19 protein-coding genes, 1 pseudogene and 1 riboswitch are annotated in these 23,485 nt (G+C 39.8%); of the genes and pseudogenes, 8 read left to right on the plus strand and 12 right to left on the minus strand.

Features of this window, described 5'->3' with window-relative positions:
* Window positions 1-121 precede the first annotated feature (121 nt).
* Window positions 122-1,315 carry an MFS transporter gene (locus tag KFQ09_RS10185; protein WP_249476663.1) on the plus strand — a complete coding sequence of 398 codons (1,194 nt, stop codon included), beginning with the start codon at window positions 122-124 and terminating at the stop codon, window positions 1,313-1,315.
* Window positions 1,316-1,362: 47 nt separating this feature from the next.
* On the opposite strand, the gene KFQ09_RS10190 is transcribed toward KFQ09_RS10185, so the two are convergent.
* From KFQ09_RS10190 to KFQ09_RS10200, 3 genes are all read right to left on the minus strand, one after another.
* Complete coding sequence (locus KFQ09_RS10190) at window positions 1,363-2,265, minus strand: shikimate 5-dehydrogenase (RefSeq protein ID WP_008344408.1); 903 nt, start codon at window positions 2,263-2,265, stop codon at window positions 1,363-1,365.
* 18 nt (window positions 2,266-2,283) lie between these two features.
* Window positions 2,284-3,465: an MFS transporter gene (locus KFQ09_RS10195; protein ID WP_007497314.1), complete on the minus strand. Its 1,182-nt coding sequence runs from the start codon at window positions 3,463-3,465 to the stop codon at window positions 2,284-2,286.
* Window positions 3,466-4,113: 648 nt separating this feature from the next.
* Window positions 4,114-5,130, minus strand: a complete 1,017-nt coding sequence (locus tag KFQ09_RS10200) for a LacI family DNA-binding transcriptional regulator (RefSeq protein WP_035390058.1) — start codon at window positions 5,128-5,130, stop codon at window positions 4,114-4,116.
* Window positions 5,131-5,406: 276 nt separating this feature from the next.
* Window positions 5,407-5,486, plus strand: a riboswitch (glycine riboswitch).
* A gap of 162 nt (window positions 5,487-5,648) precedes the next feature.
* Between KFQ09_RS10200 and KFQ09_RS10205 the strand changes: the two genes are divergently transcribed.
* Window positions 5,649-6,995 (plus strand): amino acid permease, encoded by a 1,347-nt coding sequence (locus KFQ09_RS10205; RefSeq protein WP_047946697.1) that lies wholly within the window; start codon window positions 5,649-5,651, stop codon window positions 6,993-6,995.
* Between the two features lie 47 nt (window positions 6,996-7,042).
* Here the strand turns inward: KFQ09_RS10205 and KFQ09_RS10210 are convergent, their stop codons facing one another.
* Both KFQ09_RS10210 and KFQ09_RS10215 read right to left on the minus strand, forming a co-directional pair.
* Window positions 7,043-7,723, minus strand: coding sequence for a DUF3169 family protein (locus KFQ09_RS10210; protein WP_041092666.1), 681 nt, complete (start codon window positions 7,721-7,723; stop codon window positions 7,043-7,045).
* Window positions 7,720-7,926, minus strand: coding sequence for a helix-turn-helix transcriptional regulator (locus KFQ09_RS10215; protein ID WP_008347396.1), 207 nt, complete (start codon window positions 7,924-7,926; stop codon window positions 7,720-7,722). The genes KFQ09_RS10210 and KFQ09_RS10215 overlap by 4 nt, the downstream gene beginning before the upstream one ends.
* Before the next feature lie 170 nt (window positions 7,927-8,096).
* Here KFQ09_RS10215 and KFQ09_RS10220 point away from each other — a divergent pair, with 170 nt between their 5' ends.
* A complete protein-coding gene (locus tag KFQ09_RS10220; RefSeq protein WP_255835642.1) occupies window positions 8,097-8,720 on the plus strand; it encodes an NUDIX hydrolase in 624 nt (207 codons plus the stop codon).
* 10 nt (window positions 8,721-8,730) lie between these two features.
* On the opposite strand, the gene KFQ09_RS10225 is transcribed toward KFQ09_RS10220, so the two are convergent.
* Window positions 8,731-9,219 (minus strand): DUF4188 domain-containing protein, encoded by a 489-nt coding sequence (locus KFQ09_RS10225; protein ID WP_008347392.1) that lies wholly within the window; start codon window positions 9,217-9,219, stop codon window positions 8,731-8,733.
* Window positions 9,220-9,223: 4 nt separating this feature from the next.
* Complete coding sequence (locus KFQ09_RS10230) at window positions 9,224-9,775, minus strand: PadR family transcriptional regulator (RefSeq protein WP_060832788.1); 552 nt, start codon at window positions 9,773-9,775, stop codon at window positions 9,224-9,226.
* 182 nt (window positions 9,776-9,957) lie between these two features.
* On the opposite strand from KFQ09_RS10230, the pseudogene KFQ09_RS10240 reads away from it, so the two are divergent.
* From KFQ09_RS10240 to KFQ09_RS10260, 5 genes and pseudogenes are all read left to right on the plus strand, one after another.
* Window positions 9,958-10,850, plus strand: a pseudogene (locus tag KFQ09_RS10240) (hypothetical protein).
* Window positions 10,851-10,961: 111 nt separating this feature from the next.
* A complete protein-coding gene (locus tag KFQ09_RS10245) occupies window positions 10,962-11,915 on the plus strand; it encodes a hypothetical protein (protein ID WP_255835645.1) in 954 nt (317 codons plus the stop codon).
* A gap of 331 nt (window positions 11,916-12,246) precedes the next feature.
* Window positions 12,247-14,106 (plus strand): beta-glucoside-specific PTS transporter subunit IIABC, encoded by a 1,860-nt coding sequence (locus KFQ09_RS10250; protein WP_255835646.1) that lies wholly within the window; start codon window positions 12,247-12,249, stop codon window positions 14,104-14,106.
* Window positions 14,107-14,110: 4 nt separating this feature from the next.
* The gene (locus KFQ09_RS10255) at window positions 14,111-15,577 is read left to right on the plus strand and encodes a glycoside hydrolase family 1 protein (protein ID WP_255835647.1); all 1,467 of its coding nucleotides are present in this window, start codon (window positions 14,111-14,113) and stop codon (window positions 15,575-15,577) included.
* Window positions 15,578-15,608: 31 nt separating this feature from the next.
* On the plus strand, window positions 15,609-16,457 hold the full coding sequence (locus tag KFQ09_RS10260) for a PRD domain-containing protein (protein ID WP_008347382.1): 849 nt from the start codon (window positions 15,609-15,611) through the stop codon (window positions 16,455-16,457).
* Between the two features lie 93 nt (window positions 16,458-16,550).
* Here KFQ09_RS10260 and KFQ09_RS10265 read toward each other — a convergent pair whose 3' ends face one another.
* From KFQ09_RS10265 to KFQ09_RS10285, 5 genes are all read right to left on the minus strand, one after another.
* Window positions 16,551-17,729: a response regulator aspartate phosphatase gene (locus KFQ09_RS10265; RefSeq protein ID WP_017359930.1), complete on the minus strand. Its 1,179-nt coding sequence runs from the start codon at window positions 17,727-17,729 to the stop codon at window positions 16,551-16,553.
* 658 nt (window positions 17,730-18,387) lie between these two features.
* Window positions 18,388-19,149 carry an ABC transporter ATP-binding protein gene (locus KFQ09_RS10270; protein ID WP_255835648.1) on the minus strand — a complete coding sequence of 254 codons (762 nt, stop codon included), beginning with the start codon at window positions 19,147-19,149 and terminating at the stop codon, window positions 18,388-18,390.
* A 13-nt stretch (window positions 19,150-19,162) separates the two neighbouring features.
* Window positions 19,163-21,490 (minus strand): FtsX-like permease family protein, encoded by a 2,328-nt coding sequence (locus KFQ09_RS10275; protein WP_181891604.1) that lies wholly within the window; start codon window positions 21,488-21,490, stop codon window positions 19,163-19,165.
* Window positions 21,487-22,740, minus strand: a complete 1,254-nt coding sequence (locus tag KFQ09_RS10280) for an MFS transporter (RefSeq protein WP_255835649.1) — start codon at window positions 22,738-22,740, stop codon at window positions 21,487-21,489. Before KFQ09_RS10280 ends, KFQ09_RS10275 begins: the two co-directional genes overlap by 4 nt.
* 69 nt (window positions 22,741-22,809) lie before the next feature.
* Window positions 22,810-23,460 (minus strand): TetR/AcrR family transcriptional regulator, encoded by a 651-nt coding sequence (locus KFQ09_RS10285; RefSeq protein ID WP_008347371.1) that lies wholly within the window; start codon window positions 23,458-23,460, stop codon window positions 22,810-22,812.
* Between the last annotated feature and the right edge of the window lie 25 nt (window positions 23,461-23,485).

Genomic DNA, 23,485 nt, shown 5'->3' on the forward strand with positions numbered 1-23,485 from the left:
CATGAAATGATGAGATGTTTCAAGTACGTGAAGGTTGCAAAGCTGTTTCTCCTCACGCATGAATCTTGTAAGCGTAACCATTATTTGTCACTTCATTGCAATGTGTTGAGGGTGTGTCAGCATGAGGAATCCGTATTTGAGAACGGCTTCTAGTCTTTATATCAATTATTTTTTATTAGGTATGGTCAATATTATTTTGGCTTCTAATATGCCATTTTTGATCAAACAATTAGATACAAATAGTGCGGGGATAAGTTATATGATATCTGCACTCGGTATTGGCAGGGTGCTCACGTATGGTTTATCGGGCGTACTGTCAGATCGTTTTGGACGAAAGCCGGTCATTTTGGTTTCGGGGGTGCTGATGGCGGTGTTCCTCATCGGAATCCCATTGTCTCCGAATTATCAAATCGCGTTTGCGTTTGCGATTTTGGCAGGGGTGGCGAATTCGGCGATGGATGCAGGGACGTATCCGGCTTTAATGGAAGCTTTTCCTCAAAACTCGGGATCTGCAAATGTGATGGTGAAGGCGTTTATTTCGATTGGGGCGACCATTCTGCCGCTCGCTATTTTCTTTTTAGCAGAGCATGATCTGTTTTATGGATTTGCGTTTTTTGTACCTGCTTTTATCTATTTAGTGAATGTGATCATGCTGTGGACATTGCCATTTCCGAATCATCGCAAGGTGGAGCAAGTTCAGGTGACGGAGCATGATGGACTTCCACGTTTCTCATCAGAGCCTACGTTATGGAGAGAAGGGGTCGCACTGATTGTGATCAGTTTTACATCAAATGGTCTGTACGCCTTGCCACAGATTTGGCTGCCTACGTACGGTGAGGAAATTTTGGGGATGGCTTCTGGCAGTGCTGTGAAGCTGCTTAGTTACTATAGCATGGGCGGTTTGCTGTCTGTCTTATTGCTCGCATTTCTTTTGCGCCGCATTGTTCGTCCGGTCACCGTGCTGCTACTCTATCCGATCATTACATTAGCCTCTATCTGTGTGCTATTGGTCGTGAAGTCTCCAGTCATCGGAACCGTCAATGCATTTGTATTGGGCTTTTCAACAGCTGGTGTCTTTCAGCTGACGTTAACCGTAATGGCTGAGTTCTTCTGGAAAAACAAAGGGACGATGACAGGAATTATCTCAACTGCAGGCGGAGTGTCCGCCATTGTGATTCCGGTTGTCACTGGTTTGATCGAAACCCACGCTACGATTTTGCAAATCTTTATATTTGATGCGGGTGTCGCTGTTGTTGCGATCATCGGGGCGATGTATATCCTCAATCGATATCGCCGGATTATGATACACGAATAAAAAAAGACGACTTCCAAAGCGGAGGTCGTCTTTTTTCTGTGTTTCGTTTAGAAACGGTCATTTTCAAATAGAATTTGTTTCACTTGTTCAACTGGCATATCCTCGCCAGTAAACAGTTTGTACGCAAGGGCACCTTGCCATAGCATCATGCCAAGACCGTTAATCGTTTTGGCACCAGCTTCTTGTGCTTGAGCAAGAAGTTTTGTTTTTTGCGGGTTGTAGACGACATCTGTCACGATTAAGTCTTTGCGTAATACATCAAGGGTATCGTCAATAATGCTGAGCTCATCTAATGGTTTCATGCCAAGGCTTGTCCCGTTTGCTAAGATCGCACTTTCAGCTACTTCACGACGGAAAGCGTCTTTGTCTTCAAGTGGGAAGATATTCGCTTTGACACCGAATGATTTCATTTCGTTGTTGATGTAATTTACATTTTCTTCTGCTTGAACAAAGTATTGGTCATTACGAGCAAAAATACTAATTTCACGAATACCTGATTGTGCAAGCTGAATGGCAATCGGAGTTGCAGCGCCGCCAGATCCAACAAGTGTAACCTTTTGTCCAGCTAATTCAACGCCATGTTCAATTAAGTTTCTTACGTAACCAAGACCATCTGTGTTGTAGCCAACCAGCTTGCCATCTTTGTTCACAACTGTGTTGCTTGCGCGAGTATATTTTGCAGAATCATCTAGTTCATCTAAGTAATCGAGCACTTTCATTTTGTTCGGCATGGATACGTTAAATCCAGCTGCACCCATTGCTTTCATCCCGTTTACTGCTGCTTCTAGTTCATCATTTCCTACCTCAAAAGCAAGGTAAGCATAGTTGATTCCTGTTAGTGTATAGCCAAGGTTGTGCATCCGTGGTGACAGGCTGTGCCCGATTGGTGTTGCAAGAAGACCGACTAATTTTGTTTTTCCATCAATATTACGTTCATGTATGTTTGTCATGATTGACATCTCCTTTAATTATCTAAACAATTTTTTCATGCGTCGTAAAACAAAGACTGCTAACAATACGCTGATGACCGCAATGATCATATCGAAGAATAAAGTCATTTTAATATCGTACGTGCTAACGAGTCCGCTTGTAATAAGCGGAACAAGGATAAACGCTGAGCTTGCCGCAATGTTGACATATGATGAAGCTGTTGCTTTGTTTGTAGGGAATAATTTCATCATAATACTCATCGCCAACTGGAAAATGCCGGCTGTAAATAATCCTAAGAAAAAGGTACTAACAATGACAATGCCGTATGTTTCGATTTGAAATAGTGAAAGCATGGCAAGGAATGCCCCGATTGGGTAAATAATAGCGACCATAATTGGTGAAATGAATTTATCTAATACGATTGAAAGCAATAGAACAGATACGAGTGCACCAATACTAAAATAAGAAAGAAGCTGTGTCGCTTGTCCTGAGCCAAGCCCAATCAATTTCAACCCGAGCTGTGGAAGCCAAGTTTGCCATACGACAAATAATGCAGTAGACGTGAATCCCATAAGTACAACAGCTAAACCTTCACCAAACATTTTCGGTTCTTCCTTCATTTGCTCTTGAACGGGAAGATCGTTTTGAGAAGCCGTTTGCTTATGATTTGGGAACGGCATAAAGATCAAGTAAATGCCTACAAGTAAATAAAGAAGTCCTAGACCAAAGAATGCCCAGCCCCAGAAGATGTCATGTGCGATAAGGAATGCCAAGATAAATGGAAGAACAGTCGCACCAATTGATACAGACGCCTTCACTAATACAGAAGCTGAACTTGCTTTTTTAGGAAATGACTCTGTCAAAGCAGGATATGTCCCTGAATCAAGCAATGAGTTTGCAATCCCTGCGGAAATGGCAAAAATGAAAGCCAATGTATAATTGGTCGTCGTTGGAATCCCAATTAAGAATAATAAGTAGAGAAAGTTACCTGTAATAATGACAGGTTTTCGCCCCCAGCTGTCTGCCAGCCGGCCAGAGAAAAAGAGAGCAATTAATTTACCGATACCGATTGCTGATACAAGCAAGCTGATTTTTGGAATATCTACATGGTAGCGTTCAGATAAGCTTTCCATGTTTGATGCCACAATAATATTGATCATGCCTAGCATGAAATAGTTTAAGTACATGCCAAGTGATGATTTAATGTATGGATTTTTCATGTTCCCACTCCTATATTTGAAACCCTGTTCGGGCCAAATTCTTGTTACCCTTTGTTATTTCCTTAAACGTAAATAATATTAAGTCCATCACAACACCCCTTGTGTGATTGATGAAAAAATAATGAATATTCATCTGTTCTTCAAATAAGTACATCGTTCTACTAAATAATTAAAAATAATAACAGTTATCATAAGTTGATGGACTTCCTCGATTTGATCAGAATCAAAAGATCCATCTTTAACTGTAGTTGATATCATAAATAACGATATGTTCACAAAAGGTATAACGATATACTAAAAGAAGCAACGAGATAAATATACTCCTGCGTTTAAAATGTGTCAAGTTTATGACTTTGCGATTTAAAAAAAGAAAAATGTAATAAAGAAATAGTTGACTTGCTCAATAAAAAAAGGAGAATCGCTTTGCAATTCTCCTTTCAGCGTGTAGACAAACCCTCGCATTCTTTGTCAGTCCTGCGCTCCGGTGCTCACGAATGTCAAATTCGCTCTGCTCCGGTGCTCGTCCTTCCTAGACTGCAAAGGTTTTCTATCACGCTGAAAAGAAGACAAAGGGCTAAAATAAAGTTCATTTTAGCCCTTTGTCAACAATCTGAAAGGAAAATCGCTTTGCAATTCTCCTTTTCATGATCATGTCGAGGTTTCTCGAATATGAAGTTGAGGCTTTAATATCAATCGCTGCAGTTCTTCATCCTGCTCGTTCATTTTATGATACAAAAGGTTGGCTGCTTTGACTCCAATGGATCGTGGAAATGATGAGACTGTGGTGAGCGGCGGGTGATACATCTCCGCTTCAGGGATGTTATCGAACCCAACTACATCAATGTCTTCACCAGGCTTGATGTCACGCGCTGCCAATTCTTGAATCACCCCAAACGCCACTAAATCACTGAAGCAAAAAATAGCAGTAGGTGGTTCGGGAAGGTCAATCACTTGGGCAAGGGCTTCTTTCCCGCCTTCACGGGTAGGCACCATATCAATAATAAGAGATTCATCCATCGTTATGTCTTCATCATCATGGGCTCTTTTGAACCCTTTCATCCGTTCAATCCAAGTTGAGGAGGATTTGATTCCACCTAAGAAGGCGATGCGGCGATGCCCTTTTTGAAGAAGATGACGGACCGCCATCCAAGTGCCTTGTTCATAATCAACGCCGACATAATCACAATGGACATCTGCTAATTCACGGTTTGCCAATACTTTTGGTGTGCGAATGTTGTTTAACTGTTTCACCGTTCGTGTCGAACTTTTCGATGCTGGATTTAAGATGATTCCACCCACTCGGTGCTCTACCATTGTGGAGATGAGCCGCTCCTGCTTATCTACACTATCAAAGGTTGTCCCAAGTAAAACGGTATAGCCAAGTGATTCAAGTGTGGTTTGCACACCGATTAAAAATTCAGAAATAAAGGTGTTTGAAATATCCGTGACGATCACACCTACAATATTTGAACTTTTCGACCGCATATTGGCAGCGACGCGATCGTACACGTATCCCAAATCCTCCATGGATTGCAGCACTTTTTTCCGGGTGGCTTCAGAGATCCTAGGGTTGTTGCGAACAACGAGTGAGGCCGTTGAAGTCGATACACCGGCATGCCGAGCGACTTCTTGTAATGTCACACGCTGTTTGTTCATTTTTTTCATTTGTCTTCACCAACTTCATTGGATTGCCTAACTATGGTTCATCATCAAGATGGATGTCTCCACCAAACGAGCCGAACATTCTTTGTTTCATTATACCTTAATCAAGGGGTGTTGATGAAGTGATGTCATATCAGCTTCAGATAAGGAGGAAACAACATCTTAAAAGATTACCATTGACAGCTTTCTTTTAGAGGCGTAAAATATAAAATTATTCAGAAATAGCAACATTTAAAGTAAATATCGAAGGCTATGATTGCTGTGGGTCACACTATGGCAGGAGCAGCTTCTGGAGAGACCGCATGTATGTGCGGCGCCGAAGGGTTCACAATCTCAGGCAAAAGGACAGAAGAGTACGAAATATTGTATTTGTGATGCATGGATCATACTGTGTATTGCTTTTCTCTATTTTGCTATTCTTTTATGACCGTGAGATTGGAGCGCATCCAATCTCTTTTTTTATGGACTTTTTGTGAGTTCATTATTTCAGTATAGGATCGTGTCGTAGGAGGGTGTTGAAATTGGCACAACAAGAGTTAAAGCGAGATTTATCAAACCGTCATGTTCAATTAATTGCCATTGGCGGAACGATTGGAACTGGGCTATTTTTAGGGTCTGGAAAGGCTATTCAATTGGCAGGACCATCGATCATTTTTGCGTACTTAATTGTCGGAATGGCCATCTTTTTTGTCATGAGGGCACTTGGAGAATTGCTCTTATCTAAGGCGGGCTATCAATCTTTAACGGATATAGCAGAGGATTATCTTGGACCATGGGCTTCCTTTGTGACAGGATGGACGTATTGGTTTTGCTGGATTATGACAGCGATGGCGGATGTTATTGCGGTCGGGGTGTATGTGCAGTACTGGTTTGATATTCCGCAGTGGATTCCTGCTATTATTTGTTTATTGATTTTGCTAGGATTTAATTTATTAACGGTGAAGCTTTTTGGAGAAATGGAATTTTGGTTTGCACTTATTAAAGTGATTACGATATTACTGTTGATTGGCGTTGGAATTGTCCTGTTAATCATTGGTTTTCAAACAGATGCAGGGCCCGTGACGGTAACGAATCTGTGGTCACACGGAGGATTATTTCCAAATGGTGTGACAGGCTTCTTATTGTCATTCCAGATGGTGATTTTTGCGTATGTGGGCGTGGAACTTGTCGGTGTGTCAGCAGCAGAAACAGCGAATCCGCAAAAAAATATCCCGTCTGCGATTAATAAAATTCCATTAAGAATTCTCTTTTTCTATGTAGGTGCGATTTTTGTATTACTATGCATCAACCCATGGACAGAACTCAGTGCATCAGAAAGTCCTTTTGTGAAAACCTTTGGGCTCATTGGGATACCAGTAGCGGCGGGACTCATCAACTTTGTCGTCCTGACATCTGCGGCGTCTGCTTGTAATAGCGGTATGTTCTCAACGAGCCGAATTTTGTATAATCTCAGTCATCAAAAACAAGGACCGGCATCCTTTGGCCGTCTAAATAAACATGCTGTTCCAAGTAATGCCCTGTTTGTTTCGACAATTGTGGTGTCAGTAGGGGCTCTTTTAAGCAAGCTAATTCCTGAACAAGCCTTTGGTATTGTGACAACAATCAGTGCCATTTGTTTCATTTGGGTATGGAGTATTATTTTAATATGTCATTTGAAATATAAAAAGACACGTCCTGAACTGCATAAGGCGTCTACCTTTAAAGCGCCATTTACACCTTTTGTGAATATAGCGGTTCTTGTGCTCTTTGCTGCCATTCTTGTCATCATGCTTTTCGCTGATGCGACACGTCCAGCCCTGTTATTGACACCCGTATGGTTTGGGTTCTTATTTTTGATTTATGCACGACAGAAACGTCGTTCAGCATAATGAACGAAAAAAGCACAGCCTTTTTAAATGACTGTGCTTTTGCTTATTTAACGATTTCGAATCTTCAACATATAGTATGCATTAAGAATGATCAGAACAAGTCCAACGACGATGATAGAGAAGAGCTGAGAGTGATTGGCGCCAAGAGAATAGACAATCAAAATAAACATGGCACCAGTCAATAAAATATTCATCATTTGAAAAGTGTGAAAAAGCCCATCGAGCATCACATGCTTTTCGCCTTCATCAGAAATGGCGAGCAGTTTTTTGCCATAATCTTTATCGGTTGGACTAGGTAGGTGACGATTAGGATAGACGAGCTTTAGGACAGAGATCGATGCATAAGAAAGAATGACGGTGATCAAAAATAAGGCAGCATTTGCGAGAATCAGCCAGAGTGGCTGCTCGGTTACGATGGAAATACCAATTGCAATAATCGATAAAATGGTACTCACCGTATTAGCTAACGTTACATCAGTAAAGGTTCGGTACTGTTTTGCCTCTAGTTCATCTTCCTCATCACCAGATACTGAAAGAGAGACTCTTTTCTTCATGCGTGAAATGCCTGAAAAACAATAAATGATGAATAGAACTGTCAAGCCAGTGATGACAAGGGTCGCCTCAAATGCAGCTTGCAGAAGTGTCAGCTCAAATTCGGCTGCCAGCAAACAGTAAGCACCGAGAAAACCAAGGAGAGCACCTAAGAGCATTTTGTATACAGTTTTCATGTGAGTTCATCCTCCTCGAATAGAAAAATATGTTCAATGGGTTCTTGAAAAATACGTGAAAGCCTCATAGCAAGTAAGAGAGACGGCATTAATTCATCTCGTTCCATTAAGCTGATCGTCTGGCGGGAAACCTTTGCCCGTTTCGCAAGCTCCGTTTGGTTTAAACCATCACGTGCCCGCAGCTCTTTTAGCCGATTTTTCATTCTGTCACCTCAACTCTGATCAAAATGTTATCTTGATTGTAAAGTATTATATTCATTTTGACAAGTATAGTTGTCAAAATGATAAAAATAATTGTCAGAAAGATCGCCTTTATTCAAAAGAGAATCAATGATACGCTAAAGAAAAGAGAAACAGAAAATAGGTGATGCCCATGTTCATTGATCAATTAAAAAGTGACTTACATCAATCACAGCCGCTATTTATCGGAGAAGAGACAGCGTTCAAAGCGGCAGTCCTTGTCCCTTTGGTGCAAGTAAACGGGGAATGGCATGTTTTATTTGAAGTGCGATCACTGACGATGAGAAAACAGCCTGGCGATATTAGCTTCCCAGGAGGCAAACTCGACGGCGGCGAAACTGCACAAGAAGCTGCACTGCGGGAAACATATGAAGAACTAGGGATTCCGCCCGAATCCGTCAAGGTTTTAGGACAGCTCAGCCCTTATATAGCCTCACCATCCTTTGTGGTATATCCATTTGTCGGGATCATTGATGAACAGCAGGTCAAACATTCCTTTAATCAAGAAGAAGTAGATGAGACCTTTACTGTGCCTCTATCATGGCTCAGCCAATACGAACCGTACTTACACCATGTATCGGTGCAGCCAACACCAGGAGAGGACTTTCCTTATGAAAAAATCATGAATGGTGAAAAATACAGCTGGGGGAGTCGTTCGATTGAGGAGTGGTTTTATGATTACGATCGTTACACCATTTGGGGATTAACTGCCCGCATATTAAAACATTTTGTGATGGTTGCAAAAAGAAATTCCTAGAGAATCAGCTCTAGGAATTTGTTGTAGAAAGGCGTTCTTTTGCAGTTTCTTTTCCTTTCCCTTTTCCAATTAGGATGGGCGCTTTCGCTTGGCTCAATCCATATGAAGGCATGTTCACGTAGATAGATTCATATGAGCCGGCTTGAATTTGATACGTTTCATGATAAATTCCGACCGCGTCATTATTTCGTGCTCTTTGGTTAAATCCTTTCCAAGCAGCCAAATGCTTCTCCATCTTGGCGTAGGCAAGGAGGTCCTCTGTTGATTTCCAATATTGGATCATGGTAGTGGTGCGTAAACCGAAGTAATTTTCTGTCCCGAGAAAACCAAGTTCTTCTTGATGTGTATAAAGTTCTTTGATCATCCCCGGCATCGCCTTAAATACTGGCAGCCATTGATGGACAGCCCAGCGTTTATTGATTCTCATTCCGATAATGAACACAACAATCGGCTCAGAATTGTCTGTTGTATACCTGCCAGCACGTATATTTTTTTTCATTTGTTCACCCTTCTTTCTTCATCGATTCACAGGTCTCCACGCACCAATCAATTCCAGCCTGCGCCACTTTCTTTCCGTAATCTAACGTATACAGCCAATACTTCGCATCAGCTTCATCTGGATACAGCTCTTGAATGTTTTGTTCAATCGCAACATATGTCTCATAACGGATACGGAGCTGCCTCTCATAATCCTGTAAAAGCACCAATTTTTTCTCAAACGAAAGATATTGACCAAAAAATAACTTTAATAACACCTCATTTCGTTCTGATGGTACTTGATCGAGCGGCTGCGCCAGCCATTGCCTCAACGTGTCCAGCCCTTTTTCAGTTAGATGATATTCCCGCTTGTCTGAGCGGCCAGTTGTAGAAGTGGGTGAAACCTTCGCAAGCCCTTCCTCGACTATTAACTTTAAAGCTGGATAAATTTGTCCATAACTAATTTTCCAAAAGTGATGCAAGCTCCTATCAATTAATTGCTTCACTTCATACCCAGACTTACAATCTGTCGTTAAAATCCCCAAAATCGCATACGTCGTATCATTGTATTTTTTCATTGATCAACACACCTATCTAAAAGATATATCATTTAGATATATAATAAACGATGTATAACTGCAGATACAAGAGGTATGAGAAAAAAATAAATGCTAGAAAGGAGGTGAAGAGATCACTGATTTGTTAATCAATGAGATGAATCCTTCATATAGAATGAACGATCATAGTTTGGGGGGGACATATGAGTAAATCGAAAATCTGGATCATGACTATTCTGACGGTACTACTGATTGGTGGAGGCGGCTGGATAGCCTATCAAGCAATCGCACAAAAGAGTGGTTTGAACATCCCTACGCCTTTGCATATAAGACTCATGATCGTGTGAACTGGTTCAAGGTAACGGAGAGAAACGGAAAAGTAACAGGCCAGCTGAACGAAACCATTTTAGAGGAAAATCCGCAAAGGCATTATGATCCCAATCTATTTATCAACAAATATCAATTAACCGGAAAATCAATTGAAAACGGTTACGAATTTTATGTGAAGCAAGGGAAAGAAACGGTCACATATGAAGTTCACCTTGCCGAAAAAGATCTTTCTGTGAAAAAACAAGGTGAAAAGCACAGCATCACATACAAAGCAATTGATCAAAAAAACCTACGTACTGTTCAACAGGACATTCATACTCGATATGAGAAACTGATGGATGACACGGAAAATAGATTTCATGATTATGTACGAAACTTCATTAAGAAAGTAACAGGCGCTTATGGTTATCTGTATACAGCAGAGGATGGTTCATACCAACTATTTTTAAAAGTAAAACGAATGTATATGCAGTCTGAATGGGCAGGTTCTTTTCTAATGAGAAAGGTTCCAGGAGATGGTGGTGAACCATATAAAGAAACGAAACATACAGCCGGTGGAGTTTCAGATGGGATGATGTTTGATTTGAGTACTTATCCTGCAATTGAAAAGGGTTTTATTTTAGGGGAAACTGACCGAGACGCAACATACATTAAATTTCCTTTTAAAATGGCAGGCGGGATTATAGAATTTAAAGCGGTCACGAAAGAGGAATATCAAGAACAAACGGAAGCATTCAAAAAGAAGGCGAAAGAATGGCAAAAGTAGATCGTGTTGGAACAGATGATTGTTGTGAATGGCATTTCAGGGCGATCAGAATTTAGTTGAATAAATAGGGATAATGAAGATTTTTTAAATCATATATTAGTGGAGGTACCTATGAGTAAATTGAAAATGTGGGTCGTGTCTATCCTGGCAGTACTCATCTTAGGTGGAGGCGGCTGGACAGCATATCAAGCAATTGCACAAAAGAATTCATTGAATCATGCCTATGCATTTGCGTATAAAACGAAGGATAAAATGAGCTGGCTTGAGATATCTGAGAATAAAGGCAAAGTAACGGGGCATTTGAATGAAAAGTATATAGAAGAAATATGGTGGGATCCCAAAATATATAAAAAACAATATGTAGTGTCCGGGAGTTCAAAGGAAAACGGTTATGAATTTCGAGTCAAACAAGGCAAAGAAACAATCATATACGAAGTTCAAATGTCTGGGAAAGACCTATCTGTAAAAAAACAAGGTGATAAGAAAAGCAGGATATATAAAGCAATCAATCGAAAAAAGCTAGATTCGTATCACAAAAAAATTCAAGTTCGACATCAACATCTAGTTGATACTTCAGAAACTAGATTTTATGACAATATGAGACACTTCAGGGATAAAGTGGCGAAGGTATATGGTTTTCTATATACGGCAGAGGACAAACAACTATTTTTACAAGTGGAAAGCATGCATATTGAGAATGGATGGCTCGGCACTTTTCTAATAACAACTGTTTCTGAAGAAGGGTGTAAGCCCTATAAAGAAATGAAATTAGAGGTCGGGGGCGAAACTGATGGTGGAGACTATTTAGACATGAGCTACGATCCTATAATTGAACGAGGTGTCATTATAGGTTCGACTGATCGAGATGCAAAATCAATCAAACTGCCAATTAAAAAGACTAACGGTACTATAGAGATAAAAGCTTTCACGTATCAGGAATTTAAAAAACTCCCTAGACCATATATCATGACAGGCGATTCAGTAGAGTTAAAAGCTGTCACGAAAAAGGAATATGAAAAACAAGCGAAAGCATTTAAAAAGAAAGCAGAAGAAAAGAGAAAATAGGTGATCTTAAACTAGATGAGTGAATCAACTTATCTGGTTTTTTATGGAGAAACATTTTGTTGATTGATGATAGAAGGAACAAAAGAGTTGCTTTAAGTAAATAAAGAAAAGCATTTTGGGTATATAGACCTTAATAAATTTCAGAAAAATAAATGTTGACGCTTTCATATAATCAATATATACTAAAAACAAATCCAATATAAATAAATTAGACATGTGACTGGTCATGCAGGCAGGATCTAAAAACGATGAATTTCTTTAATTTGTCGTTTTAGGTCCTTTTTTTATTGACAAAATATAGGTCTCATGTATGAGAAAAGGAGGAGAAAAAATGGATTACACACAAGTCGCCAAAGACGTTTTGCAGCATGTAGGTGGTAAAGAAAACATTGCGCACCTTGAGCACTGCTCAACAAGACTTCGCTTCACACTAATTGATCAGAAAAAAGCAGATGTACCAGCATTAGAAAAAACACCAGGTGTCATAGCTGTCAGAATGTCAGGACAATGCCAAGTGGTCATTGGGAATGACGTGATTGAAGTGTATCAACAGGTAACAAATTTAATGGGCGGCAGCTCGTCTGGGCAAAGCATGCCATCCAATCAGCCAAAAGAAAAAAGAAAAGCAGGCACAGTTCTATTAGATTTCATTGTGGGTGTCTTCCAGCCGCTTGTTCCGGCTATCGCAGGCGGAGGGATTTTAAAATCATTTCTTCTCCTTTTCTCTTTATTAGGCTGGGTGGATGCAAAAGGCCAAACCTATCAAATACTGAATATGGTGGGTGACGCACCACTATACTTCCTGCCATTACTAGTCGCTGTCACAACGGCAAATAAACTAAAGGTAAACCCACTGGTCGCATTATCAGCAGTCGGTGCACTCCTTCTTCCGAACATGACAGCCATGCTTACTGAAGGTGCGCAATTAATGTCATTCGACGTAAAAAATATAGCTTATGCGTATCAAGTGTTTCCGGCAATCCTTTCTGTATTGCTTTATGCTCAAATGGAAAAATTCTTCACACGATTTTCACCAAAACCAATTCGGATTTTCTTTGTCCCAATGATGTCATTAGTCATTACTGTACCCGTTACGTTACTGTTATTAGGACCACTTGGTTTTACAGCAGGACAAGGGTTTTCATCCGTTATTCTTGCGATGTTTAATACAGTAGGCTGGGTAGCTGTCGCAATCTTAGCAGCGGTACTCCCGTTTATGGTTGCATCAGGCATGCACAAAGCAATGGTCCCTTATGCAGTGACAACGATGGGGAACCTCGGGAAAGAAGCACTTTATTTACCAGCATCACTTGCGCATAATATTGCGGAAAGTGGAGCATGTTTCGCAGTGGCACTACGCACGAAAGACAAGGTACTCAGATCAACAGCCATTTCGGCAGGAATTTCAGCATTTTTTGGCATCACAGAGCCTGCTTTGTATGGTGTGACACTTCAAAATAAACGCGTACTTGGAAGTGTCATGATTGGTTCATTTGTTGGTGGGATATTCATTGGATTAGTTGGTATACAAGCCTTTGTACTTGTTGGTCCTGGATTAGCAAGTATGTCGATGTTTATATCAGATGAGCTTCCACGAAATCTAATGTTTGCTGTCATTGGAGCTGTCATTTCCTTCGTTGTTGCTTTTATCGCTGCTTTTGTATTAGGTAAGGATAAACAAGTAGAAGAAAAGACAAATGATCAAGATGCATTTGCTGAACAAATTGGAGCAGGGGAAACTTTCAAAAGCCCTGTGATTGGTCAAATGATCTCTCTATCTGAAGTAAAAGATGATATATTCTCTTCAAAGGTCATGGGAGACGGAATTGCCATTATTCCTTCAGAAGGAGCGCTATATGCACCAGTAGAAGGTGAGGTCACCTTGCTGTTCGAAACAAACCATGCACTTGGTATGAAAACGGACAAAGGGGTGGAAGTATTATTCCACATTGGCATTGATACTGTACAGTTGGAAGGACAGTATTTTTATCCAAAAGTGCAGGCAGGAGATCGTGTACAAGCAGGGGATTTACTCATTGAATTTGATGTAGAAAAAATCATGGAAGCAGGATACGATCCAGTTACGCTTGCTGTCATCACGAATACAGATCAATATGATATTAAGGTACAGCCATTACAAGAGGTCAATCGCCAAGATACATTGATGGTTATCACCCAATTAGGAGGCTAAACATATGACGACAATAAAAGGTTTTCCAAAAGGATTTTTATGGGGCGGCGCCATTGCCGCCAACCAAGCAGAAGGCGCTTGGAATGTAGATGGAAAGGGCCCATCTGTTGCTGATATTGCGATGTACAGGTCTAATTTGAGTGTAGAAGATTATGAAGGGCATCTAGCTGTTACTTCTGAAAATATAGATCGAGCGATGAAAGACCCAGATGATAAAAAGTATCCAAAACGCAGAGGTGTTGATTTCTATCATCACTATAAAGAGGATTTGGCTCTATTTGCTGAAATGGGTTTTAAAACTCTTCGCATCTCTATTGCATGGAGCCGTATCTTCCCAACTGGAGAAGAGAACGAACCAAATGAAAAAGGACTCCAATTTTACGATCGTTTATTTGCAGAAATGAAAAAACACAACGTAGAACCGATTGTGACGTTGTCACACTATGAAATGCCGTTAGCACTGAGCGTGAAATATAATGGCTGGGTTGAAAGAAAAGTCGTTGATCTCTTTGTTAAGTTTGCCAATGTATGTTTTGAACGCTATAAACATGATGTGAAATATTGGCTGACCTTTAATGAAATAGATAGTATTCACCGCCACTCTTTTATTACAGCAGGAATTATTCCTGATCGCTGCCCAGAAGGGAAAGAGGAAGAGACGGTTTATCAAGCACTCCATCATCAATTCATTGCCTCTGCACTCGTAACAGCAGATTGTCATCGCATCATACCAGGCAGTCAAGTAGGGTGTATGCTGACAAAATTAACAACGTATCCGCACACTTGTCATCCGAATGATGTGGAGCGGGCATTGAAACAAAACTTAGAAAACTATTTCTATGCAGATGTTCAGGTATTTGGTGAATACCCGCCGCTTATCAAGCGCATGCTTGAGAGAAAAAACATTCATATCCAAATGGAATCAGATGATCTTTCTATTTTAAAAGAAAATACAGTAGATTTTATCTCGTTCAGCTACTATATGTCTTTAACTGAATCAGCTGATGAAGGATTAGAAAAAACGGATGGAAATACCATCCGTGGAGTTAAAAATCCTTATCTTCCATCTACTGATTGGGGATGGCAAATTGATCCGGTTGGTCTGAAAATTTCTTTAATAGAATTATATGATCGTTATCAAAAACCACTGATCATTGTAGAAAACGGCATGGGTGCAAAAGATGTTGTTGAAAGTGATGGATCAATTCACGATGATTATCGTATTAACTATTTCAAAGAGCATTTCCGCCAAATGAGAGAAGCGGTGGAAGAAGGCGTTGACCTCTTCGGATATACGAGCTGGGGCTCAATTGATATTATTAGTGCAGGTACATCACAGATGTCAAAACGATACGGGTTTATTCATGTAGATCAAGATGACGATGGAAACGGTACATTAAAACGTTCTCGTAAAGACTCATTTTATTGGTACAAAAAGGTCATTGAAACAAATGGTGAATCGCTTGATTGAAAAACCACAATCATGAAAACAGGTGATGACGATGTTTAAAATCAAAAAAGTTTTAAACTCGAGTGTGGTTCTGGCTGAAGATCAGAACCAACAGGAGATGGTTCTATTCGGCCGGGGGATTGGTTATGGACAAAAACCAGGTCAAATGATTGAAGAAAAGAAGGCAGATCAAGTGTTTATGTCTGTCGATAACATGAGAGCGAAGGAATTTCTCCAACTATTAGATTCAATGCCACAAGAGTTTATCGATTTAACTCAGCATATTGTTCAATATGCTGAAAAACGCTTAAACTCAAGTCTGAATTCTGGTGTCTATTTTACCTTGATGGACCACTTGAATTTTGCAGTAGAACGGCACAAGAAGAATATTAATATTACAAATCGAGTATACTGGGAAATCAAAAACTACTATACCGAAGAATTTGAAGTAGGTAATTATGCGCTTGAGTTAGTCAACAATACATTGGGCATACAATTACCAAAGGAAGAAGCGGCCAATATCGCCTTTCATTTAATTAATGCGTTAGGTGAAGAGTCCGATTCCAAAGATGGCATGAAGTATGCCAAGATGATCGGAAGTATTGTGAATCTCGTCCGCTATACGTTGAATATGAAAATGGATCAAGAGAATATTCATTACAGCCGATTTATTACACATGTGAAATTCTTTGTTGAAAGATTTTACGCAAATAAATTATTATCAGATCAAGAAAATGAGTTGTTTGAACAAATTGCACACTTGTATCCTCAAGCGATGGATGTGGCTTTCAAAATCAAAGATTATATTAAACAGGTGCACAGTATTGTTATTCCAAATGACGAACTTACGTATCTGGCGGTACATATTCACCGCCTCATTTCTTATCAAGAACTAAAATAAATGTGGACCACTTGCCTTGTAATGAGGCAAGTGGTTATTTGTATTGTATCGGTTTATGTTCCGATAGGTCGTTCTGTTGGGCTAAGATTTGTATCATTTAACGAATTGTAAGACACCGTTTGTCCGAAAACAACGATGGCTAAAGCGAAAATGAGTAAACTCACTTTTTTCATCATAATTCCTCCAATTAAGTGTAGTGTGTTCCAATTGATAGGCATCCTTCAAAAAGAGATATGCTTGGTGAATTGAACCCAGCTCTTCAAAGTGTTTGGCAGCTAGTGCACTTAATTCACGGGCACCTTCAACATCCTTTAATTCTTTCAGAATACTGATGTCATCGAAACAGGTTTGAGCTTTTTTGGATATGTCTTCAGTGAAATATAGATGATAGAGAAAATTCATTTTTGCTGTATAGATGGGGTTTCTGTCTATTTCTTGTTTTTGTTTGAATAATTCAAAATAATAGAGAGCTTGCGACTTTTCATCAATGGAGAGCAGCTCTTTTAGTAACATAAACATGGAGTGTTCGAAATAACAAGATGAAAGGTAGTCATCATCACTAAGAGCCTTTTCTAGGGCATCGATACATTTTTTTGATTCTCCAGCTTCGGCATATAGAATACTGATATTGTGATAAAGCTGTGATGCTAGAAAATGATCGTTTAATTGATTTGAGATGTGTAATGCTTTTGTGTAGTAATTCTCAGCTCTTTTGAAATCGCCAATATCCATGAAGTTGGTGGCTGCGATCACAAAAGCTGCTGCCAGTCTTCTTTCATAGCCATCATGACCTTTGAAAATATCGATGGCATTCTGAATATAATGAAGTGAAATCAGGCTTTGGCGAAGCATCATATATAGGTTTGCGACCTTCGTATGGAATTCTGCTACTTCTATTTCATCAGGAATGTTTTGCAGTTTTTTCTCAGCAATTTTAAACAGTCCGATGGCTGATGCATAGTCTCTGTTATATGAAGCGTAAAGGGCTTTATATAGGTAAAAATAGTATTCAATTAAGTCGTTTGTTTTAGAAGGGTATTCTAGCACTGTCGGTTCATTCAGTTTTTTACCCCTTCGTTCATATAACATGAGCTTAAACTTGCCTTCTAGCAATGAATAGTAGGTCAAGACCTCCTGATTCTCTTCCATCTCTTGAAGTAATTCCTTTAATTCTGTGTAGATTGTCTTTGCATTGTGTACATCATGCTTACGAATGGCAATTCGCCAATCATTTAAACGGTTCCCCACCTGTTCAGCTGAAATGATCGTCATGGAAATTTCACCTCTTTAACATCCTTTCGCCTGTTTCAATAAAAAACGATATCACAATTTTTGGTAAAATATAATCGTTTCAGAGAGGTGATTGACAGGAGGTAATAAAAAGGACCTTATGTCATGAGATGTACGATATTGTAACGATGATTGATTGTTTATTCAAATGACTAAAATCTTTTTTTGGAAGTCTAAAAACGTGATAGATACTATTAGTTTTAAATTTATGGTCGAAAATACCAGCCGAATATATGAAATAAAGCTATTTTAGCTATGAGAGAAGAACAATGAAAGGTCGATCTAGAAGGGAAAATCAGTTATGATGTTGCTAGATGATTTTGGGAAAGAAACTGGTAGTTACTGAGAAAGGTGAAAATCCGAGACAAGTGTTGACCTTTCAGAAAGGATGTTGAAATGAAAAAAAGATTTCAAATGTTAAACTGGCAAATAACAATTGTGATGACGACGCTTTTACTTGTTTTAGTCACTCTTTATATCTCAAAGAGATACTTTTATAGCAAAGAAATTGAGTTGCTGACAGAATCTTGTCAACAAGAAGACGGCAAAATCATACTAGAAACAAATAGTTTGACTATGGATTACTCCTTTGAGTGTAAGAAAAAATAAAACAGGCAGAAAGCTGCCTGTTTTACACCAATTAAAACCCTAAGTTTTGTAACCACTTGTTTAACAAGGCCTCTCGTTTCTCAGCGGTGAAGCGATCGTATTTTCCTAAATTTAAATGAGCTGAAATTTCACCGTCATTCATAAACAAAATTCTTTCAGAGCAAAGGGCCACTTTTGGATCATGGGTGACGAGAAGCAGAGTTGTTCCTTCAGAATTGATTTGTGAAAAAATATCCATGACTTCCTTTGTGGTTCTTGAATTAAGAGCACCTGTGGGCTCATCTGCAAAAAGAATGTTTGGTTCATTCATAAGAGCTCGACAGATAGAGGCTCTTTGGAGCTGTCCTCCTGATACTTCTGATAAATATCTATCAGCTAAATGATCAATATCAAGTTTCTCCATTAGATATTTTGCTCGTTCATTGACTTCTTTTCTCGGCATTTTCTTCGCTAAGTAAGCTGCAGCAATGATGTTATCAAATAGATTGAGGTTTTTTAGTAAGTGGCTGTGTTGAAAGACGAATCCCATCTCTGATAAGCGCAAAGCTGTTAACTGTTTGTCTGTCATTTCTGATAGCAGTTGACCTTTATATTTGATTTCCCCTCTGGAGGATGTCTCTATACCACTAAGTTGATAAAGCAAAGAGGTTTTTCCACATCCTGAAGGTCCCATAATGGTGACAAATTCTCCACGTTTAATGGTTAAGTGAATATTTCTAAGAATGGTCTGTTTTTGTCCTTTTAATGAATCAATTTGTAAAGACAATTGTTTCGCTTCAATTAATTGTTCCATGTGAAACATCTCCTTATGAAAGTGTATGACGGCTGATTTTACTAGAAAAAAAGGACTTCAATAACCACGAGATGACAGTTAAATTCACCATAAACAGCAGGAGAGGATACACGAGCCAAACCCATTTCGGGGCTAACCACTGAAGGCTGGATGCTCCTAATGATGCTCCGCCTGAACTCATCAACGCCGGACCAATAGTATGAACAGCGATTGCTCCAATGAAGGCACCAATAGAGAGAACGACGATAAAACTTGTTAAGTATTGATAGGTTAAATCTTTTTGAGAAAAACCAATCGTCCTTAACAAGTGAGTACGATTTAAATCTTTCGCCCTTAACATGTGCAGAAACATCATTAACATGAGGCTGGCTGTTCCAAAAGCTGCGATGGTTGAAAATAATGCAATCACTTTTACTAGAGATGCGGTGCTTCCTATTGTTTGATGCACATATTCTTTCATATCTGTCACTTTTGCAGGAGACATATTTGTTTCAAGTGCTGCTTTTTTTCCTGCCATATCTATTCCTTGTTTTAATTGTATTTGAATGGTTTTCCAAAGGGATGATTGAGGAAAAGGCTGAGATAATGCTTTAGCAGTTTTCCCTCCGTTGGTGACGTCTTGATAAATGCCGGTAACCATTTTTTGAACTTGCTGCCCATTTGTGGCGAGAGTGACTTTTTCGCCTATCTTTTTCTGAAGTGAGTCAGCACTCAACACCGATAAAGCAATCTCTTCCTTCTTCAACGGTTCCCTTCCTTGTAAATAGGTGAGAGGGAATGCTGATAGATCACCTGTTTCTAAATAGAGCGTTTCTAATGTATTCTCCATTGTTTTGGCTTGTAGAGAAGTTGTTTCATAGACGGCAGATGTATGAATGTCTTGGTCTTCGCTAATCATAGACTCTATTTTATTTGTACTTTTCTCTAAATGATTTCCCTGCCGAATATCAATTCGAAGGTCACTTTTTCCAGAGCCAAGATATGTGATGAAATCTGGTGATTGTAATGTGTACCATAACTGAATCGGCATCAACATTAAAAATGTACAAAGCGCGATAATACAAGTAATTGTTGAATACATCTTTATTCGCGAGAACAGATCTTTCAAACCAAACCAAAAATTTACTGGGAGGAATCTGTTTTTCTGGAGGTGCATAGGAATTTGTTTTTTATGGCTTGGTGAGCTTATGCCGCCTTGAATGGCTTGAGCGGCTGATATTTGACCAAATCTCCTTAGGACAGCATAGCTGAATGAGATGACGATCATTGCTGTCAAAATTGACACCAAAATCGGGATCACCTGATGAATAAAAGAGAGGCGATTCCCCATATATTGCTGAATATTGGCTGTAAACAAATCACCAAACATGAGCGTCATTAAATATCCTGCTATACACCCTATACAGGCAAGCACAGCATATTTCCCAACGTATAATTGTTTGATTTTTGATAAAGGGATTCCTAGTACTTTTAAGATTCCAATTTCACGTTCATCCTCTTCTATAGCGGCGGTCATAGCGAGACGAAGAGAGAGGAGAGAAATGCTAATGAGCAGAAAGCAGACAAGAAGGAGAATGGCGATCACCATACCATCTGTTAGGGCATTCAGCATGCGAAGCAGGGGTAATGTGACAGCAGGCCCCTGTTGTGGCAGCTCAGATGATTGATAGAGTGATTGAAAAGCATCTGCTTGACCAGCATCATGCAATAAAAATTCAATTAAGTACTCCTTTTTTTGAAACACTTGATTCAGTGCCGCCCAGTCCGCATCATGCAGAAGAAATCTCTTTGAACTGACAAGACTTGGATTCATTTGGGCATCTCGTAAGAACGTTTTGATTTGAAAAGAGAATTGATGAGAGCCTTTTGTAATGAGTAACCTTTCGCCAATCTTTAAGTGGTATTTTTGTTGAAAATAAATAGGGACTGCTACTTCTCCTTTATTTACAGTGAGCTTTTCATTTCGTTCGTTTAAAAGGAAATCAAAATAGCGATTTTGCTTTACAAATAAATGATCCATCACACTCGCTTGAGCAGGCTCCTGCCCGAACTTGATGCTGACATGTTCGATCGGAATCATTGGAACAATTTGATGTGCCTTCACCATCGACTGTTTACTTGAAAATGTATCGACCGCTTTTTCATCTAAGCTCCCATCGTGCATTTGGACAAAGTCTGGTGCTTTGGCTGATTGGAGTAAATCAGAAATGGAACCATTCAACTGGACTGTCATTTGCGCAGCGCTTGTTGCTAAAAATGATGTCATCATGATGCAAAGGGTTAAGCCGATTGAAATGAGACGGTGGCGGGTTAGGTCTTTCTTGATAAACGTCAATCTCATGAGGCTGATTCTCCTTCATGTCGAAGCATATTTTTTGTAAGGAAGGCAAGTGCAAACATCAAGGCACTGACGATTAACACGGTCACATACATGCTGGCGGAAAAAGTGTTGAACAAGAACCCGTACATCATTTGACCGAGCGGTGCAGCACATTGAGAGACCATTGTCAGATTGGCCATGACTTTTCCTAATTGAGCATTGGGTGTTTTCTTTTGCACATGTGAGATGACAACGATCGAAATCATGGTGAGCAGCATGGCAATTGGGAGACACCCTGCTAAAAAGAGAAAATAGGCTGGAAATGTACCAAATTGAAGAGCCACCTTGGATGTTGAAAAAGCAACAGGCAGCAAAATGACTGCGATGACGAGCAGCCAGCGATACAAAGTAGGAATGCGCCAATGTTTCGCTACAAGCCCAACTAGCAGGGCGCCTGCGATGACGGCAAACTCAATGATGCCCATTCCTATTCCATACATGATGTCACTGCTTTTCATTGTGACCCTTAAAATAAGGGGACCTCCAACGATAAAAAATGGTGTGAGGATGAAATTTAGCAACGCTGCAAGCAGCATGGCTCTTTTTAAAAATGGCTGGCTTCCGATATAGGAAAATCCTTGTTTCATATCTTTCAAGAGTACTTTGGTCATCGGTTCTGCGAGTGGGCTAGGTGAGAAAGAGATATTTAACCGTAAAAGCATGCACGCTGATAGAAAAAATACAATGCTGCTAGCGCCTATGATGATCTGGCTCCCAATGAGTCCGTATAAAACGCCGCCAATGATAGGAGCGACAACACCTGAAAGGGCCTGCACACCATTCACGATGCCATTCGCTTGTTCTAATTTTTCTTCTTTCACTAGCTGAGGAATACTGGACATCACAGCAGGAGCATAAAACGTACTCATGACACCAAGGAGAATCATGACGGCTCCAATCATATAAAGTGAATCATGACCTGAAAATAACCAGAAATAAAAAGCCAGAATCATAATGCCAGTAAGAACATCAAATAAAATCATCAAATTTCTTCTGTTAAACCGGTCAGCCATTGCTCCTGCTAATGGTGAAAGGAGGAGCGGGATATTGGATAAAGCGAAAAGCAGAGCATATAAATCAACACGATGTGTCATATCCAAGACGTGTAAAGATAGAACAAAACGAATCAAGGAAGACCCGAAAACGGAAATAATTTGCCCGAGAACGAGATAAATAAAATGGGTGGAGCCATTTTTGGCTGATAACGACATGAAAATCACTCTCCTTTTAGACCGACCGTCAGTCTATAATGTATGCAGGATTGGTATTGAAGTGACCAATCACTGATTATTGTCTTCCGGTTCTCCAGTTAAACGTTGGAGAAGGAAGGAGAAACTTCCCTTTTCTGCATGTAAAGAGGCTTCAAGGATTGCGATAAATGCTAGCGCCCGTTGTATGCTTTCCGCTGTAGTCCATTGGAAAAGCCCCTCATCAAAGATAACCTGTGCAGAAGCGAGGAGAAATTCGACCGTCTCTTGCGGATAATCCGTTTGAAATATCCCTTCTTCTACACCTTGCTGAATGACTTCTGCTAAAACGGGTGATAGCTCTGTAATGGCTTTGATCAAGCTTTTTTGATGCATCTCTGCATTAGCAGGCTGATGAAATTGTTCGATCATGCCTTCTTTATGGCTGCCCTGTTTAGGAGATTGTGCCATGATGATGCGAAATAATTTATCGACCACTGAGATATCTGGATCAGCGGCAATACGCTTTGCCTCGATGATATCTGCTTTTATGATCCGGTCAATGATTGCATCCATCACTTCTTCTTTGGAAGTAAAGTAATAATAGAATGTGCCTTTTGCAATGCCAACGGCTTTGAGGATGTCAATAATTGTGGTTTGCTGATAGCCTTTGGTTGAAAAAAGCTTCTCTGCTGCATTTAAGATGTCATTTTTGCGTTCCTCAGGATGTTTAACGGTTCTCATAAAGCCATCCTTTCTTTTGACTAGA

The organism is Bacillus sp. FS02, assembly GCF_024398395.1.
Classification (GTDB): Bacteria; Bacillota; Bacilli; order Bacillales; family Bacillaceae; genus Bacillus; species Bacillus altitudinis.